Source organism: Segatella baroniae DSM 16972 = JCM 13447, from assembly GCF_000426585.1.
GTDB classification, from domain to species: domain Bacteria; phylum Bacteroidota; class Bacteroidia; order Bacteroidales; family Bacteroidaceae; genus Prevotella; species Prevotella baroniae.
Window position 1 is genome coordinate 172623 of the sequence record NZ_AUFQ01000002.1, and the last position, 14534, is coordinate 187156.

General features: G+C 59.3%; 11 protein-coding genes. 6 read left to right on the plus strand and 5 right to left on the minus strand.

What is annotated here, in order from left to right; all coding sequences use genetic code 11:
* Positions 1 to 340: 340 nt before the first annotated feature.
* The 4 genes from K334_RS0102510 to K334_RS0102525 all read right to left on the minus strand — a co-directional run bounded on the left by K334_RS0102510 (position 341) and on the right by K334_RS0102525 (position 4918).
* Positions 341 to 1276 carry a peptidoglycan DD-metalloendopeptidase family protein gene (locus K334_RS0102510; protein ID WP_025880162.1) on the minus strand — a complete coding sequence of 312 codons (936 nt, stop codon included), beginning with the start codon at positions 1274 to 1276 and terminating at the stop codon, positions 341 to 343.
* 243 nt (positions 1277 to 1519) lie between these two features.
* Positions 1520 to 3622, minus strand: coding sequence for an ATP-dependent DNA helicase RecG (recG, locus tag K334_RS0102515; RefSeq protein WP_027444458.1), 2103 nt, complete (start codon positions 3620 to 3622; stop codon positions 1520 to 1522).
* A 39-nt stretch (positions 3623 to 3661) separates the two neighbouring features.
* Positions 3662 to 4342, minus strand: coding sequence for a 2-C-methyl-D-erythritol 4-phosphate cytidylyltransferase (locus K334_RS0102520; protein ID WP_027444459.1), 681 nt, complete (start codon positions 4340 to 4342; stop codon positions 3662 to 3664).
* A gap of 3 nt (positions 4343 to 4345) precedes the next feature.
* Positions 4346 to 4918, minus strand: coding sequence for a DJ-1 family glyoxalase III (locus tag K334_RS0102525; protein ID WP_025880158.1), 573 nt, complete (start codon positions 4916 to 4918; stop codon positions 4346 to 4348).
* 121 nt (positions 4919 to 5039) lie between these two features.
* Here K334_RS0102525 and K334_RS0102530 point away from each other — a divergent pair, with 121 nt between their 5' ends.
* The 6 genes from K334_RS0102530 (at position 5040) to K334_RS0102555 (ending at position 12339) form a co-directional block, all read left to right on the plus strand.
* The gene (locus tag K334_RS0102530; protein WP_025880156.1) at positions 5040 to 5867 is read left to right on the plus strand and encodes an NAD kinase; all 828 of its coding nucleotides are present in this window, start codon (positions 5040 to 5042) and stop codon (positions 5865 to 5867) included.
* A 48-nt stretch (positions 5868 to 5915) separates the two neighbouring features.
* Positions 5916 to 7613, plus strand: a complete 1698-nt coding sequence (locus tag K334_RS0102535; RefSeq protein ID WP_025880155.1) for an ABC transporter ATP-binding protein — start codon at positions 5916 to 5918, stop codon at positions 7611 to 7613.
* 290 nt (positions 7614 to 7903) lie between these two features.
* Complete coding sequence (locus K334_RS0102540; RefSeq protein ID WP_025880154.1) at positions 7904 to 8623, plus strand: ABC transporter ATP-binding protein; 720 nt, start codon at positions 7904 to 7906, stop codon at positions 8621 to 8623.
* 28 nt (positions 8624 to 8651) lie between these two features.
* Complete coding sequence (locus K334_RS0102545; RefSeq protein WP_025880153.1) at positions 8652 to 9911, plus strand: ABC transporter permease; 1260 nt, start codon at positions 8652 to 8654, stop codon at positions 9909 to 9911.
* A 22-nt stretch (positions 9912 to 9933) separates the two neighbouring features.
* On the plus strand, positions 9934 to 11178 hold the full coding sequence (locus K334_RS0102550) for an ABC transporter permease (RefSeq protein ID WP_027444460.1): 1245 nt from the start codon (positions 9934 to 9936) through the stop codon (positions 11176 to 11178).
* A 48-nt stretch (positions 11179 to 11226) separates the two neighbouring features.
* A complete protein-coding gene (locus K334_RS0102555; RefSeq protein ID WP_027444461.1) occupies positions 11227 to 12339 on the plus strand; it encodes an efflux RND transporter periplasmic adaptor subunit in 1113 nt (370 codons plus the stop codon).
* A 29-nt stretch (positions 12340 to 12368) separates the two neighbouring features.
* Here K334_RS0102555 and K334_RS0102560 read toward each other — a convergent pair whose 3' ends face one another.
* A complete protein-coding gene (locus K334_RS0102560; RefSeq protein ID WP_025880151.1) occupies positions 12369 to 14381 on the minus strand; it encodes an alpha-amylase family glycosyl hydrolase in 2013 nt (670 codons plus the stop codon).
* Positions 14382 to 14534: the final 153 nt, after the last annotated feature.

The following is a 14534-nucleotide window of genomic DNA, read 5'->3' on the forward strand; positions in this document are numbered from 1 at the left end:
TGTCAAACAAGCTCTTGAGAACTTGTATATTCACCAACCATCATCTATAAAACCACCTTTGGCCTCAGCTTACACAGTCAAAACTGTTATTATCCTTTTTTCATTGCTACATGGTCATCGTGCTTTGCGCTGACAACTGCTTGGCGGTTGGCCTTTTATAGGGGCTTGATTGCCCGCTGCATGCGCCACGCTGCCCAGGCGTCGTTGGCGGTTGGCCCGGCCAAAGGGTGGCAATTAAACTGAAAAAGTTATCCTTTCAGCGGATGAAAAGAGTGCTTTCATCCGCTGAAAGGATAACTTTGACATACTGAAAAGGCTGCTTTCGGAAGCCTGTTTCAGCCTATGAACAGCGCAGTATCTGGCCCGGTCTGATGCGGGTGGACTTCGTGATGCGGTTCAACTCGCAGAGGCGGTCGACCGAAATGCCGCGTTTCTTGGCGATGGTGGCCAGCGATTCGCCGGCCTTCGCCTTGTAGTAGACGATTTCCTCGGCGGCGTTCTCCTTCTCGACATAGTCTCCGCGCACCATCTCTTGCGTATAACCGCCGTTTCCTATCTTGCCGCGCACGCGGGAGGCAAGCTCCGACTCCTCGTCATAAGTGCGTGCGTTGTAGACGTAGTAGTCGCCCGTCACGTCCTGATTGCGGAAGTCGAACATCAGCGCAGGGTTGAGGGCCATGCCGCAAAGGCGCGTCTCGAAGTGGAGATGGGAGCCTGTGCTCCGGCCCGTATTGCCGCCGAGGCCGATAGGTTCGCCCGCCCTGACGACCTGGTTTTCGGCCACCAGCTGGGCCGAAAGGTGGCCGTAGATGGTCTCCAGGCCGTTCGGATGGCGGATGACGATGTATTTTCCGTAGCCGGCGGCCTCATATTTCACGATTCTCACCTTGCCGCTGAACGCCGCGCGTATGGTGTCGCCGATATAGACCTTGATGTCGAGCCCCTTGTGCTGGCGTCCCCAGCGCGCGCCGAAGTTGCTTGTGACAACTCGACTCGTGGTGGGCATGCAGAAATGGCGTAGGCTAATCTTGAAGGAATCGGGCACATTGGCGATGCGATGCGCGTATTTGTTGTTGAAATCCTCGTAGAGTTGGGCGGCGGGCGACTCCATTTCCTCGCGTGCCGTGAGCGACTTGAAGATCAAGGTGTCGACGGCCTTCATCTTTCTGTCGACCGGAGCCTGGCGGGCCAGCAGGTCTTGCGCGGCCACGGGCAGTGTCGTCAAGGCAAAGAGGGTCGCTATGGCCATTCTCCGAATATGCTTCTTTAAATCCATTTTCTATTATTTAGGTTTAAGTCAAAGTGTGGAACGAGGTAGGAAATCCACGTGCCGCCATCCGCGGGAAGACAAATGAAATGGCAAATGCCATTTGAAAACCGCTTCATTTTCGATGAACGACTTCGCAAAGATAGCAAAAAACTGAGGAAGTTGTAGCCCTGTTAACAGTTTTTATTGGCTTTTTAACAATCAACCGATTGATTATAGGACAGTTATAGGGGCTTTATACAAACGGGGAGACTACGAAATGGCCGCCCAATTGACGTTAGTTTTTCTTAACTCTTTGAGCCGGTTCCACAGCATTGCGTTTTGGTTCTTTTCACAATTGGGGTCGTCGTCGATGATTTTCCGGGCTTCGTCGCGCGCCATCTGCACCAGTTGGCCGTCGCGGGCGATGTCGGCAATTTTCAGGTCGAAGGCGATTCCGCTCTGCTGGGTGCCCTCCAGGTCGCCCGGACCACGGAGTTTCAGGTCGGCTTCGGCAATGCGGAAGCCGTCGTTGGTGTCGCACATGATGTCGATGCGCTTGCGGGTGTCCTCCGTCAGCTGGTGGTTCGTCACCAGGATGCAGTACGACTGCTTGGCGCCGCGGCCCACCCGTCCGCGCAACTGGTGCAATTGCGACAGTCCGAACCGCTGGGCGTCGAGGATGACCATGACGGACGCGTTGGGAACGTTGACCCCCACTTCTATCACCGTCGTGGCGACGAGTATCTGGGTATGGCCGCTGACGAACCGTTGCATCTCCGCTTCCTTCTCGGCGCTCTTCATCCGGCCGTGCACCTTGCTGATGTTGAACTCCGGAAACACCTGGAGCAGCGCCTCGTAGCCGTCCTCCAGGTTCTTCAAATCACTCTTTTCGCTCTCCTTGATGAGCGGGAATACGATGTAGACCTGGCGCCCTTGATGGATCTGTTGCCTGATTCCGGCGTACAGACTCGTCGTTTGGTCGTCATATTTGTGGATGGTCTGGATGGGTTTGCGGCCCGGCGGCAGTTCGTCGATGACGCTTACGTCCAGGTCTCCATAGATGGTCATGGCCAAGGTGCGGGGTATCGGCGTGGCGGTCATGACCAGTATGTGGGGCGGATTCTCGCTCTTGGCCCACAGGCGGGCACGCTGGGCCACGCCGAAGCGGTGCTGTTCGTCGACGACGGCCAGCCCCAGGCGCGCGAACTGCACCGTCTCCTCAATCACTGCATGGGTTCCGACGAGTATTTGCACGTCGCCCGCGGCCAGTCCGTCCAGCACGGCCTTGCGCCGCTTGCCTTTCACGACGCCCGTGAGCAGCTCCACGCGGATGGGGAGGCCCTTCAGAAACGCCTGGATGGTGGCGAGGTGCTGCTCGGCGAGTATCTCCGTCGGGGCCATCATGCAGGCCTGGAAGCCGTTGTCGATGGCGATGAGCATGCTCATGAGGGCCACCAGCGTCTTGCCCGAGCCCACGTCGCCTTGCAAAAGGCGGTTCATCTGCCGGCCGCTGTTCATGTCCGACCGTATCTCGTGCATCACCCGCTTCTGCGCCCGGGTCAGTTCGAACGGCAGGTTGTGGGCGTAGAAGTCGTGGAAAGCCTTGCCCACGTGCGCAAAGCAGTAGCCCCTGTACTTGCGGCGGTGATCGCTCGCGTACCTTAATATATTGAGTTGAACGTAGAAAAGCTCCTCGAACTTGAGGCGCACCTGTGCCCGTTGCAGGTCGTCGAGGCTCTTGGGATAGTGAATCAGGCGCATGGCCTGCTCCCGGGAGATGAGGTGCAGCGGCGTGGTGATGAACGGCGGCAAGGTCTCGCCGATGGCGTTTTCGGGCAACTTGCCCACGAGGGTCTTCGTCAGCTTCTCGATGGCGCGGCTGGTCATGCCGTGGTTCTTCATCTTCTCGGTCGTATTGTAATACGGCTGCATGCCCATCTCGTTGAGCTGGAGGTCTTCCGCCTTCTCCATCTCGGGATGGGCGAACTGATAACGGCCGCCGTAGACGGTCGGTTTGCCGAAGACGATGTACTCCACGCCCACCTGGCAGCTCTTGTAGACATACTGCGCGCCCCGGAACCACACCAGGTCGACCACGCCATGGCCGTCGGAGAAGTGGGCCACCACGCGCTTCTTGCGGGGCGAAGTGGTGAATTCCTCGAAGCTGAGAATCTTTCCCTTGATTTGCACGAAGGGCATTTGGCCGTTCAACTCGTCGATGTGATAGATCTTGCTGCGGTCTACATATTTATAAGGGTAGGTCTCCAGCAGGTCACGCCACGAGTTCACGCCCAGCTCATTGGCCAGCAGCGTCTTCTTCTTCGGCCCTACGCCGGGAAGATACATGATGTCTTGGTCGAGGATGGAGGACATGTCGGGTGGTGGATGATGGATGTTGGATGACGAGGGGTGTCAGGTTGTGGGATGGCGGAGCAACGCTTCGGCGACAATGAGGTCGAAGGGGGTCGTCACCTTGATGTTTTCGCGGTTTCCTTCGACCATGGCTACCTGGCAACCCAGCGCTTCTACGACCGAAGCGTCGTCCGTGAACGACTCCCGAAAGGGCTGTCTGAAGGCCCGGCGGGCCAGGGCGACGTCGAAGACCTGGGGCGTCTGCACGACACGATAGTCGCTACGCAGCACGTTCTTGCCGCCGCCCAGCCTGTCGACATAGCGCAACGTGTCGGTCACGGGCAGCACGGGAATGGCCGCATAGGCGTCTTCGGCCGCGTCGAAGCACCTCTCTATCGTGTCAATCGACACGAAAGGACGCACGCCGTCGTGGATTCCCACCAGCCCATCGGCGTCCTCGAGGATGGCGTCCAGCCCGTTTCGAGACGACTCAAAGCGCGTGGCGCCGCCGTCGACGACCGTGTGCGCGATGTCGAAATGGTGGTCGCGGCAGAGTTGCCGCCAGTAGGCTTGCTGGCTTTCGGGCAGCACCAGGATGATGTTCATGGCCCCGTCGTAGGCGTGGAAACGCTCGATGGTGCGCATCAGGATAGGTCTGCCGCCCACGGGGAGGAACTGCTTGGGCACGTCGGCCCCCATACGCAGCCCCTGGCCGCCCGCTACAATGATGACATGGTTCATCGCCTACTCCGCTTCGTTCATCAGATGGGCGTACTGCATGCCCTTCTCCAACTCCCGCACCCGTGCTTCGTCGACGAAATAGCGCAGGATGCGATAGGCGTAGGGCAGTGTGGCGGCCGGTCCTTCGCCCGTGATGACGTTGCCGTCTTCCTGAAACAACGCGCCCGTATAGGTGGTCGAAGCGTTGAAATGCTTCTCGAAGCCCGGGCTGCAGGTGGCTTTCCGCCCGTCGAGAATGCCGCAACCGGCCAGCACCATGGGCGCGGCACAGATGGCGCCGATGCGCTTTCCGGCCGCGTTCTGCCGCTTCAAGGCCTCGCGCACGCCCTCGTGTTCGTTCAGGTTGACGCTCCCGGGCAGCCCACCGGGCAGCAGCAGCATGTCGGCATCGCGCAAGTCGGCGTCCTCGAACTTGATGTCGGCCTTGATGGTGACGCCGTGTGACGACTCCACGAACTCGCTTCCTGTCACGCTGACGGTCTTGATGTCGACGCCGCCGCGGCGCAGGATGTCCACCGGAGCCAAGCCTTCGATCTCTTCGAAGCCGTTGGCTACAAATTCATACACTTTTGCCATAATTTAATAGTTGGTTGATGGAATTGTCATTAAAAAGCAGTATTTTTGCTCATGCAAATATACGAAATGTTTGCTATATTGCCGTCACATGGCAATAAAAGAATTATAAACCATCGTTTTTATGTCACGACAACGACAGAGTTTTGCCATCATCGGCAACGAGTGCAGGCGTCAGGAGTCGCAGTCCTACGTCGAACGGATGGTCGAGTATCTCGAAGCGCACGGGGCCACGGCGGTTGTCGAGCCGGAAAGCCTCGACGGCGTCGACTATGTCATCTCGATGGGCGGCGACGGCACGTTCCTGAAGGCCGCCAGCCGTGTGGGCGCGCTCCAGACGCCCATCATCGGCGTCAACATGGGCCGTCTGGGATTCCTGGCCGACGTGCTGCCGAGCGAGATAGCGCACACGCTCGACAAGGTGTTCGAGCAGGATTATGACATCGAAGACCACACCGTCATCGAACTGTCGTCCGACGGCGAGCCCGTCCAGAGCAGTCCGTTCGCCCTCAACGACATCGCCGTGTTGAAGCGCGACTCGGCTTCCATGATCTCCATCCGCACCTATGTAAACGGCGATTTCCTCGTCACGTACCAGGCCGACGGCCTGATTGTAGCCACACCGACGGGCTCCACGGCCTACAGCCTGAGCAACGGCGGCCCCATCATCGTGCCCCAGAGCGGCAGTCTCTGCATCACGCCCGTGGCACCGCACAGCCTGAACATCCGTCCCATCGTCATCAACGACACCAGCGAGATTGTACTTGAAGTGGAATCGCGCAGCCACAACTTCCTCGTCGCCATCGACGGACGCAGCGAAAGGATGGCCGAAGGCGTCAGGTTGACCGTGCGCAAGGCCCCCTATGTGGTCAGAATCGTGAAACAGAAGAACCGCCGTTATTTCTCCACCCTGCACGAAAAGCTGATGTGGGGAGCCGACACCCGCCAGTAGTCCCGGGCCTTCTTGCCGCCGGCAGGCCGTGGGCGAAATCCCAATTGCATGAACATCTCGCGTTATCTCTCCATCCCCCGTTCCAAATACGACTCCAAAGCCATCATGAAGTGGCTTTGGCGCATTCTGCGCGGCCATCGGCTGCAACTCTTTCTCAACGCGCTCATCGGCCTGGCGTCGGTCGCCACGAGCCTCCTTCAGGTGTGGGCGGTGAAGCATGCCATAGACGTTGCGTCGCATGTGCTGCCCGGCAACGTCTATGCCGCGGTCGCCTTGATGGGCGTTCTGGTGCTGGCCGACTTCCTGTTGAACATCGCTTCGGTCTGGGTGAAGAACCTTTTGGGAATCAAGGCACAGAACCGCATGCAGCAACGCATGCTCGACCGCCTGCTCCGCGGCCGATGGCACGGCAAGGAATCGCACCATTCGGCCGACATACTGAACCGCCTCGAACTCGACGTGGTGAACGTCATCACCTTCATTACCGAAACGATTCCCTCCACACTGTCCACCCTTGTGCTGTTCGCGGGGGCCTTCTTCTACCTTTTCCTCATGGACAGGACGCTGGCGTTGCTCATCGTCATGATGATACCCGTGTTCATGTTGGTCAGCAAACTCTACATCGGGAGGATGCGGCAGCTCACCCGCCGGGTGCGCGACTGCGACAGCAAGGTGCAGAAGGTGCTGCAGGAGACCGTGCAGAACCGCATGCTCATCAAGACGATGGAGAGCGATGCCACGATGGTCGACCGATTGGGCGACACGCAGGACGAGCTCCGCCACCACGTGGTTCGCCGCACCTTGTTCAGCGTTTTCAGCAATCTGGTCCTGGGACTGGGCTTCGCCGGCAGCTATCTGCTGGCCTTCTTGTGGGCCGCCGTGCGCATGTCGGCCCACACATTGAGCTTCGGCGGCATGACCGCCTTCCTGCAACTGGTCAACCGCATACAGACGCCGGCCCGCAACCTGACCAAGCTCGTGCCTGCCATCGTCAGCGTTTTCACGGCGGCCGAGCGACTGATGGAACTGGAGGAGAACCCTTTGGAAGAACAGGGGGAGCCCATCCAGATGGGCACGCCGTGCGGAGTGCGCTTCAGCGAGGTGGGCTACGCCTACACCCAGGTCGACGGCAAGGTCATCGACCGCCTCTCCTTCGACTTCAAACCCGGCTCGTGCACGGCCGTGTTGGGCGAGACCGGCAGCGGAAAGACGACCCTCGTGCGCCTCATCCTGGCCCTGCTGGCCCCGCAACAAGGCTCCATCGAAATCTACACCGACGGCAAGACCGCCCGTCACCACTCATCACCTGTCACCCAACACCTGACTCCCCGCCACCGCTGCAACCTGGTCTACGTGCCCCAGGGCAACACTTTGCTCAGCGGAACCATCCGCGAAAACCTCAGATTGGGCAAGCTCGACGCCACTGAAGACGAAATGATGGACGTGCTGCACCAGAGCTGCGCCGACTTCGTGAGCCAGCTGCCCGACGGCCTCGACACGCAATGCGCCGAGAAGGGCGGCGGACTGAGCGAGGGACAGGCCCAGCGCATCGCCATCGCCCGCGCCCTCTTGCGCGACCGGCCCATCATGCTCTTCGACGAAGCCACGAGCGCCCTCGACCCTGAAACGGAGCGGCAGCTGCTGCAAAGCATTCTCTCGGGCCGCGACCGCACCATCATCTTCATCACCCACCGCCCCGCCGTCATCGACTATTGCGACCAGGTGCTGCGCATAGACAAGACATAGGGGGGTGTGAGGGTGTGGTGGAACAATACAAGCTCGGCCCCACCGACACTGCCCGTTCATCCGCCGTTTCCCAACCGCGGTGAACCTGTTTTCCAAAAGCAGCCCTTTTGGCTTGCAAAAGGGCTGCTTTTAGCGTGTAAAAGGACTGCTTTTGGCGGGCAAAAGGGCTGCTTTTGCAAAACGGTCGGCCCACGAAGGCAAAACGGGCGTGCCGCGGCGAAAATTCCACGGTCTGCAACTTTCCACGCCATCGCTGCGTCTATACAGCAACGTTACATTCCAAAACGTATATGATACACCTGAAAGATATCAACAAAACCTATCAAGGCGCCCAGCCTTTGCACGTGCTCAAGGGCATTGACCTCGACATCGGGGAGGGTGAATTTGTGTCCATCATGGGCGCGTCGGGCTCCGGCAAGTCCACACTCTTGAACATATTGGGCATTCTCGACAACTACGACAGCGGCGAATACGTGCTCGACGACACGCTCATCAAGGGCCTCAGCGAGCGTAGGGCGGCCGAGTATCGCAACCGAATGATAGGCTTCATCTTCCAAAGTTTCAACCTCATCGGCTTCAAGACGGCCGTGGAGAACGTCGAACTGCCGCTCTTCTACCAGGGCGTCAGCCGCCGCAAGCGCCGCCGAATGGCCCTCGACTACCTCGAACGGCTGGAGCTTCTGCCCTGGGCCGAGCACTATCCCAATGAGATGAGTGGCGGCCAGAAGCAGCGGGTGGCCATCGCCCGCGCCCTCATCACGCAGCCCCGCGTCATTCTGGCCGATGAACCTACGGGCGCGTTGGACAGCAAGACATCGATGGAGGTGATGCGACTGCTAAAGCAACTCAATGCCGAGGAGCACAAGACCATTGTTGTGGTGACACACGAGAGCGGTGTGGCCAACGAAACCGATAAGATCATACACATCAAGGACGGCCTGATAGGCCGCATAGAGGAGAACCTCGACCATCATGCAGGGCCCTTTGGCATGGACGGCGTGATGAAATGACGGGAAGAAAACAAAGCAACAAGAACCTATGAGAGATGTGATAGCCGAGATATGGTCGACGGCCAAGCGCAACAAACTGCGCACGGCACTCACCGGTTTTGCCGTGGCATGGGGTATTTTTATGCTGATTTTCCTGTTGGGTGCCGGCAACGGGCTTATCAATGCCACCATGGAGAACAACGGCCGCTTCATGGACAACTCCATGTCGGTGTACGGCGGCAGGACGTCGAAGCCTTTTGAAGGACTGAAGGAAGGGCGTTGGCTGACGTTGAACGACAAGGATTTCGAGACGACCACGTCACGCTTCGCCTCGAATGTGGACGAGATGGGGGCCAGCATATCGCAAAACAGCGTGACCATCGCCTACCGCGGAAACTATACGAGCACGTCGCTCAACGGCGTATATCCCAACGAAGCCGCCATCTACAAGCTGGAAATGCGCCATGGCCGCTTCATCAACCGGATCGACAACGAGCAGTCGCGCAAGGTGCTGGTCATCAATGAAGACCAGGCCAAGGAGCTCACCAACGGCGACATCGCCGCCCTGGTGGGGCGATATGTCGATGTCGGGGCCTTCGGATTCCAGATTGTGGGAATCAGCAAGAGCAACAAGAGCGGCTTCAACAGTGCGGCCTACACGGCATTCAACACCGTTCGCGGCATCTACGGCCGTGGCGACAAGGCCGACGAACTGCATTTCTCCTTCCACGGACTCGACACGGAGGAGGCCAACAAGGCCTTCGAGAAGCGTTATCGGGCCAGTCTGAACCGCAACCACCGGGCCGCGCCCGACGACGAAGAGGCGATATGGCTGCACAACCGCTTCACGCAAGCCTTGCAGATGGACACCGGTATCGGCATTGTCCGCACCGCCTTGTGGATCATCGGACTCTTCACGCTGCTCAGCGGCATTGTGGGCGTGTCCAACATCATGCTCATCACCGTGAAGGAGCGCACCCGCGAGTTCGGCATTCGCAAGGCCATCGGGGCCAAGCCGTGGTCCATCCTGAAGCTCATCATCGTCGAGAGCGTCATCATCACCACCTTCTTCGGCTACATCGGCATGCTGGCCGGCATTGCCGCCAACGCCTACATAGACGCCACCATCGGCCACATGCAGGTGGACTCGGGCGTGTTCACAGCCACGATGTTCGTCAATCCCACGGTGGGTGTCGGCGTCTGCGTCGAGGCTACGCTGGTCATGGTGCTCGCCGGCACGTTCGCCGGCCTCATCCCGGCCCGCAAGGCGGCCCGCATACGGCCCATCGAGGCGCTGAGGGCCGAATGACCATTTGCTTTTTCCATTGATTATGAAGATAGACATCGACACATACAAGGAGATTCTCGACACGCTGACGCGCAACAAGAGCCGCTCTTTCCTGACAGGCTTCGGCGTGTTCTGGGGCGTTTTCATGCTGGTGGGCCTCATCGGGGGCGGCCGCGGCCTGAAGGAGTTGCTCTCGAAGAACTTCGAAGGCTTCGCCACCAACTCCGCCATCGTCTTCGCGCAGCCCACGACCAAGCCTTTCGCGGGCTTCCGGAAGGGCCGCCAGTGGACCATGGAGTACAAGGACGTGGCCCGTCTGCAAGCGCAGGTGCCTGAACTGGACGTTGTCTCGCCGGTGTTGAGCAGCTGGGGCGGCAGCGTCGTCTTCTCCGACAAGAAGGCGCAGTGCTCCGTCAAGGGGCTGTTGCCCGACTATGCCAGGGTGGAGGAGCCCAAACTCTACTACGGCCGCTACCTGAACGAGATGGACATGCAGCAGCGTCGCAAGGTGTGCGTGCTGGGAAAGAAAGTCTACAAGACGTTGTTTCCCGGCGGCGGCGACCCCTGCGGACAGCTGGTGCGCATCGACTCCATCTACTACAGCGTGGTGGGCGTGGACTACAACACGGGAAACATGAGTATCAACGGCCGTGCCGAGGAGAGCGTCACCATCCCCTTGACGCTCATGCAGCAAGCCTACAACTACGGAAACAGAGTCCATCTCATTTGCGTCACGGCCAAACCGGGCGTCACGATGAGCTCGATCACGCAACGGATGCGCGACGTCATCGCCCGCAGTCACCACATCGACCCGACCGACGAGAAAGCGGTCACCGTGTTCAACACCGAGGTGATGTTCGGCATGGTGGACAGTTTGTTCTCCGGAGTCAACTTCCTGATATGGCTGGTGGGTATCGGCACGCTGCTGGCCGGGGCCATCGGCGTGTCCAACATCATGATGGTGACGGTGCGGGAGCGCACCACCGAGATCGGAATACGCCGCGCCATCGGCGCTACACCACGCAACATACTGGGCCAAATCGTCAGCGAGAGCATCATCCTGACGGCCGTCGCAGGCATGAGCGGCATTCTCTTCGCCGTCATCATCCTGCAACTGGCCGAGATGGCGAACACCACCGACGGCATTGTCGCTTCGCATTTCCAGATAGGTTTCTGGACGGCTGTCGGCGCGGTGGCCCTCTTGAGCGCCCTCGGCGTGCTGGCCGGACTGGCTCCCGCAGCCCGGGCGATGAGTATCAAGCCTGTCGACGCCATGCGAGACGAGTAGCGGAAGCGTGCGGAAAGAATCGAAAATCAAGTAATACGCATAACGAATATGAAGAAGTATCTTAAGTTTATTGTCGCGGGCGTCATCGCCTTGGTGTTCATCGGGACGTTCGTCTTCCTGTGGATGCAGAGCCGACCGAAGACCGTAGAGTATGAAGTGTGCACGCCGAAGGTGATGGACTTGCGCAAGACCACCATCGTGACGGGCAAGATAGAGCCTCGCAACGAGGTGAACGTGAAGCCCCAGATCAGCGGTATCATCACGGAAATCATGAAAGAGGCCGGCCAGATGGTGCAGGCGGGTGAGATTATCGCCAAGGTGAAGGTGATTCCCGACATGGGACAGCTGAGCAACGCCCAGGCCAGGGTGCGTCTGGCACAGATCAACTTGAAGCAGGCCGAGACCAACTACCAGCGCGAGAAGGCGCTGTTCGACAAGGGATTGGTCAGCGCCGACGAGTTCGACAAGGTGCGTCAGGCCTACAACCAGGCCCGCGAAGAGCGGCAGGCGGCGGACGACAACCTGGAAGTGGTGCGCGACGGCGTGTCGAGCGGCAACGCCAACACCAGTTCCACGCTCATCCGGTCGACCATCAGCGGGCTGATTCTCGACGTTCCGGTGAAGGTGGGCAACACGGTGATTCTCAGCAACACGTTCAACGACGGCACCACCATCGCCACTGTGGCCAACATGAACGACCTCATCTTCCGTGGAAACATCGACGAGACCGAGGTGGGAAGCCTCGTTGCGGGCATGCCGATGAAGATAACAATCGGCGCGTTGCAGAACGAAAAGCTCCAAGCCAGCCTGGAATACATCTCGCCGAAGGCCGTGGAGAGTAATGGCGCCAACCAGTTTGAACTGAAGGCGGCCATCACCGGACTGGGCACGACGCGCATCCGGTCGGGCTACAGCGCGAATGCCGAGATCGTATTGGCCGAGGCCAAGGGCGTGATGACGGTGCCCGAGAGCTGCATCGAGTTCGTAGGCAACGACACGTTCGTCTACGTTGTCAAGGGCGACGCGCAGCAACCGGTCTATCAGCGGCGGCAGGTGAGCGTGGGCTTGAGCGACGGTATCAACATCGAAATCAAGAAAGGCCTCACACGGAAAGACTCCGTGAGAGGCCCGAAGAAGGTGGCCGACAAGGACGGACAGTAGCGACAGACCCGAGAAACGGGCCTGAACACTTAGCGGCTGACCGCCACTTTCCTGCCGTCGTGGATGTAAATGCCCGGCGGCAGTGGCTTTTCCACCCGCTGCCCCCGCAGATTGTACCAGTTGTCGTCGTGTGAAGATTTGGATTCGGTGACGGAACGGATTCCCGTCGTTATCGTCTTGAATCTATATTTGCCATTGGAGTCGATGGAAGGGCCGATGGTGAGGAACGTCGTCGTGCGGATGTTGTCGATGTCGACGGTCTGGGGAGCGCCCGACCCCACGCTGAATACGAAGTTGACACAGTCGGTCGGGCTGTTGATGCGGAAGGTTTTGACAAACCATTGCTTGCCGTCGACCGTCTCCTTGACCGTCACCTTGTCGCCCGGCCACGTGTTCTTGGCCGGCCCGTGGCTGCCGTCACCGCCCCAAGTCCAGAAGTTCATGCCGGCGGTGGCTGCCGTCCAGGCGGCTCCGGCCTCATCGGCACGCACGTAGACCTTGATGTCGTAGGCGTCGAAACGGCTGATTTGGTAGTCGCGTTGGCACACGCCCGTCACCACGCCGCCGACCAGCAATCCCACCGTCAGCGTGCAGTTGTCGGTCAGCGTGAGGCTCGTGCCGCCCGAAACCTGCGTTCCATGGGTGGCCGTGGGCGTCGAACCATCGGTCGTATAGACCAGTCTGGCACCCGAACGGGCCGTCACCGCACTCAACAAGACCTTCACCTCGTTCTGATATTCGCCCGAAGCACGGTCGATGAAGGCCGTTTCGGCGTCGTTGCTCAGGTAGTAGGCGTAGTGATAACCCTGCAACACCTTGGTGAACTGTGCCCCGTCGGGCGCGTAGTTCTCAGTGGAACCGATGACGGCGATGAGCTTTCTCCGTCCCGTCGACTGCACTGCGACATGGTTTCGGCTGCTGTTGAGGAGGAAGGCGTAGTCGCTCGTGTTGGTGATTCCAGCCATTTTGCGCACGTCAATCATCGCTTTGATGTCCTGTTTGCAGGCCAACCAGTGCTTGAAGAACACGCAAGGCGTGCCCGGCATGGCCAGCATGTAGGCGTTGGCGGCCAGCGTGTCGGCGCCGATGGGGTCCTGGCCTTCGCCGTTGGAGCGTTTTTCGGTGTCGTGGTTTTCGACGAACGTCACGGAATAGCGTCGGTAATCAGCGTCATGCACCAGGTTGTCCGAGCTGTTCAGCTTGGTCCAGTTCCTCTCGCGGATGGCGTCGCGCACGTTGTAGCGGAACGGGAAGTCGAAGGCCGCGCTCTTCCTGCCCGTCGCGGCAATCCAGTTCTTGACCCTATAGAGGCCGTCCCAGCATTCGCCGACGGAATATTCCACGCCCGCCGCGTCGTTGTAGTCGGCTACGTGTGCGCCGGCGAAGCCCTTCACCATATCATATCGGAACCCCACGTAGCCCATTTCCTTGAGCAGGAATTGCTCGTAGGCCTTCACGACAGCCTTCACGTTGGCGCTGTTGTGGTCCAGGTCGCGCATACCGGGCCAGTCCTCGCCGTCATCCCTGTGCGCGCCGAGCGTGACGCCGTCCTTCTTTGCCTGTTCGGCCGTCACGTAACCGGCGTTCCGGCTGTCGTCGTCGGCCGTGATGTCGGTGGTCTTCAGCTGGTAAGCCGTGCCGTTGTAGGTCTCCAGGGGGAACTCCCACCAGCCCTTAGTGTTGTGGTGGTTGACGACGATGTCGGCCATCGTGCCCAGTCCTTTGGCCTTGAACGTGGCGATCATGCGCTTCAGTTCGGCCGCCGTACCGAAGCTGCTGTTCTGGTCGAAGTAGCAGTAGGGGTCGTAACCCATGGAAGTTGCGTTGAGACATCGGCCACTTTGCGGCACCCAGATGAGCGAGAAGTAGCGGCTCAGTTCGTCGGCTTGGCTCTCAAGTGCCGTCCATTTGCTGTCGGCAAACGAGTCCCAGTAGAATCCTTGCAGCATGACGCCGCCATAACCGGCCGGCCATCCCTGCGACTGCGCGGCGAGTTGAAGGCTCACGAGGAGTGCCGTGAGCATGGAGAAAAGCTTTTTCATCGTGATTGTTTGGCTGAGATAATATGCTGCAAAAATAACCATTTCCCACCAACCGGCCCCCGCTTGATTTGCGTCAAGCGTCCTTTTGCCTGCGCAAACGATTGCATTTGCCGGCATTCCATCGGCCATGCGCTTTTTCAAGCAGCCGTTTTG

Excerpts from the sequence above, each read along its gene's own strand:
- K334_RS0102510 (WP_025880162.1), bottom strand. The coding sequence starts at position 1,276 with ATGGATTTAAAGAAGCATATTCGGAGAATGGCCATAGCGACCCTCTTT.
- recG (WP_027444458.1), bottom strand. The coding sequence starts at position 3,622 with ATGTCCTCCATCCTCGACCAAGACATCATGTATCTTCCCGGCGTAGGG.
- K334_RS0102520 (WP_027444459.1), bottom strand. The coding sequence starts at position 4,342 with ATGAACCATGTCATCATTGTAGCGGGCGGCCAGGGGCTGCGTATGGGG.
- K334_RS0102525 (WP_025880158.1), bottom strand. The coding sequence starts at position 4,918 with ATGGCAAAAGTGTATGAATTTGTAGCCAACGGCTTCGAAGAGATCGAA.
- K334_RS0102530 (WP_025880156.1), top strand. The coding sequence starts at position 5,040 with ATGTCACGACAACGACAGAGTTTTGCCATCATCGGCAACGAGTGCAGG.
- K334_RS0102535 (WP_025880155.1), top strand. The coding sequence starts at position 5,916 with ATGAACATCTCGCGTTATCTCTCCATCCCCCGTTCCAAATACGACTCC.
- K334_RS0102540 (WP_025880154.1), top strand. The coding sequence starts at position 7,904 with ATGATACACCTGAAAGATATCAACAAAACCTATCAAGGCGCCCAGCCT.
- K334_RS0102545 (WP_025880153.1), top strand. The coding sequence starts at position 8,652 with ATGAGAGATGTGATAGCCGAGATATGGTCGACGGCCAAGCGCAACAAA.
- K334_RS0102550 (WP_027444460.1), top strand. The coding sequence starts at position 9,934 with ATGAAGATAGACATCGACACATACAAGGAGATTCTCGACACGCTGACG.
- K334_RS0102555 (WP_027444461.1), top strand. The coding sequence starts at position 11,227 with ATGAAGAAGTATCTTAAGTTTATTGTCGCGGGCGTCATCGCCTTGGTG.
- K334_RS0102560 (WP_025880151.1), bottom strand. The coding sequence starts at position 14,381 with ATGAAAAAGCTTTTCTCCATGCTCACGGCACTCCTCGTGAGCCTTCAA.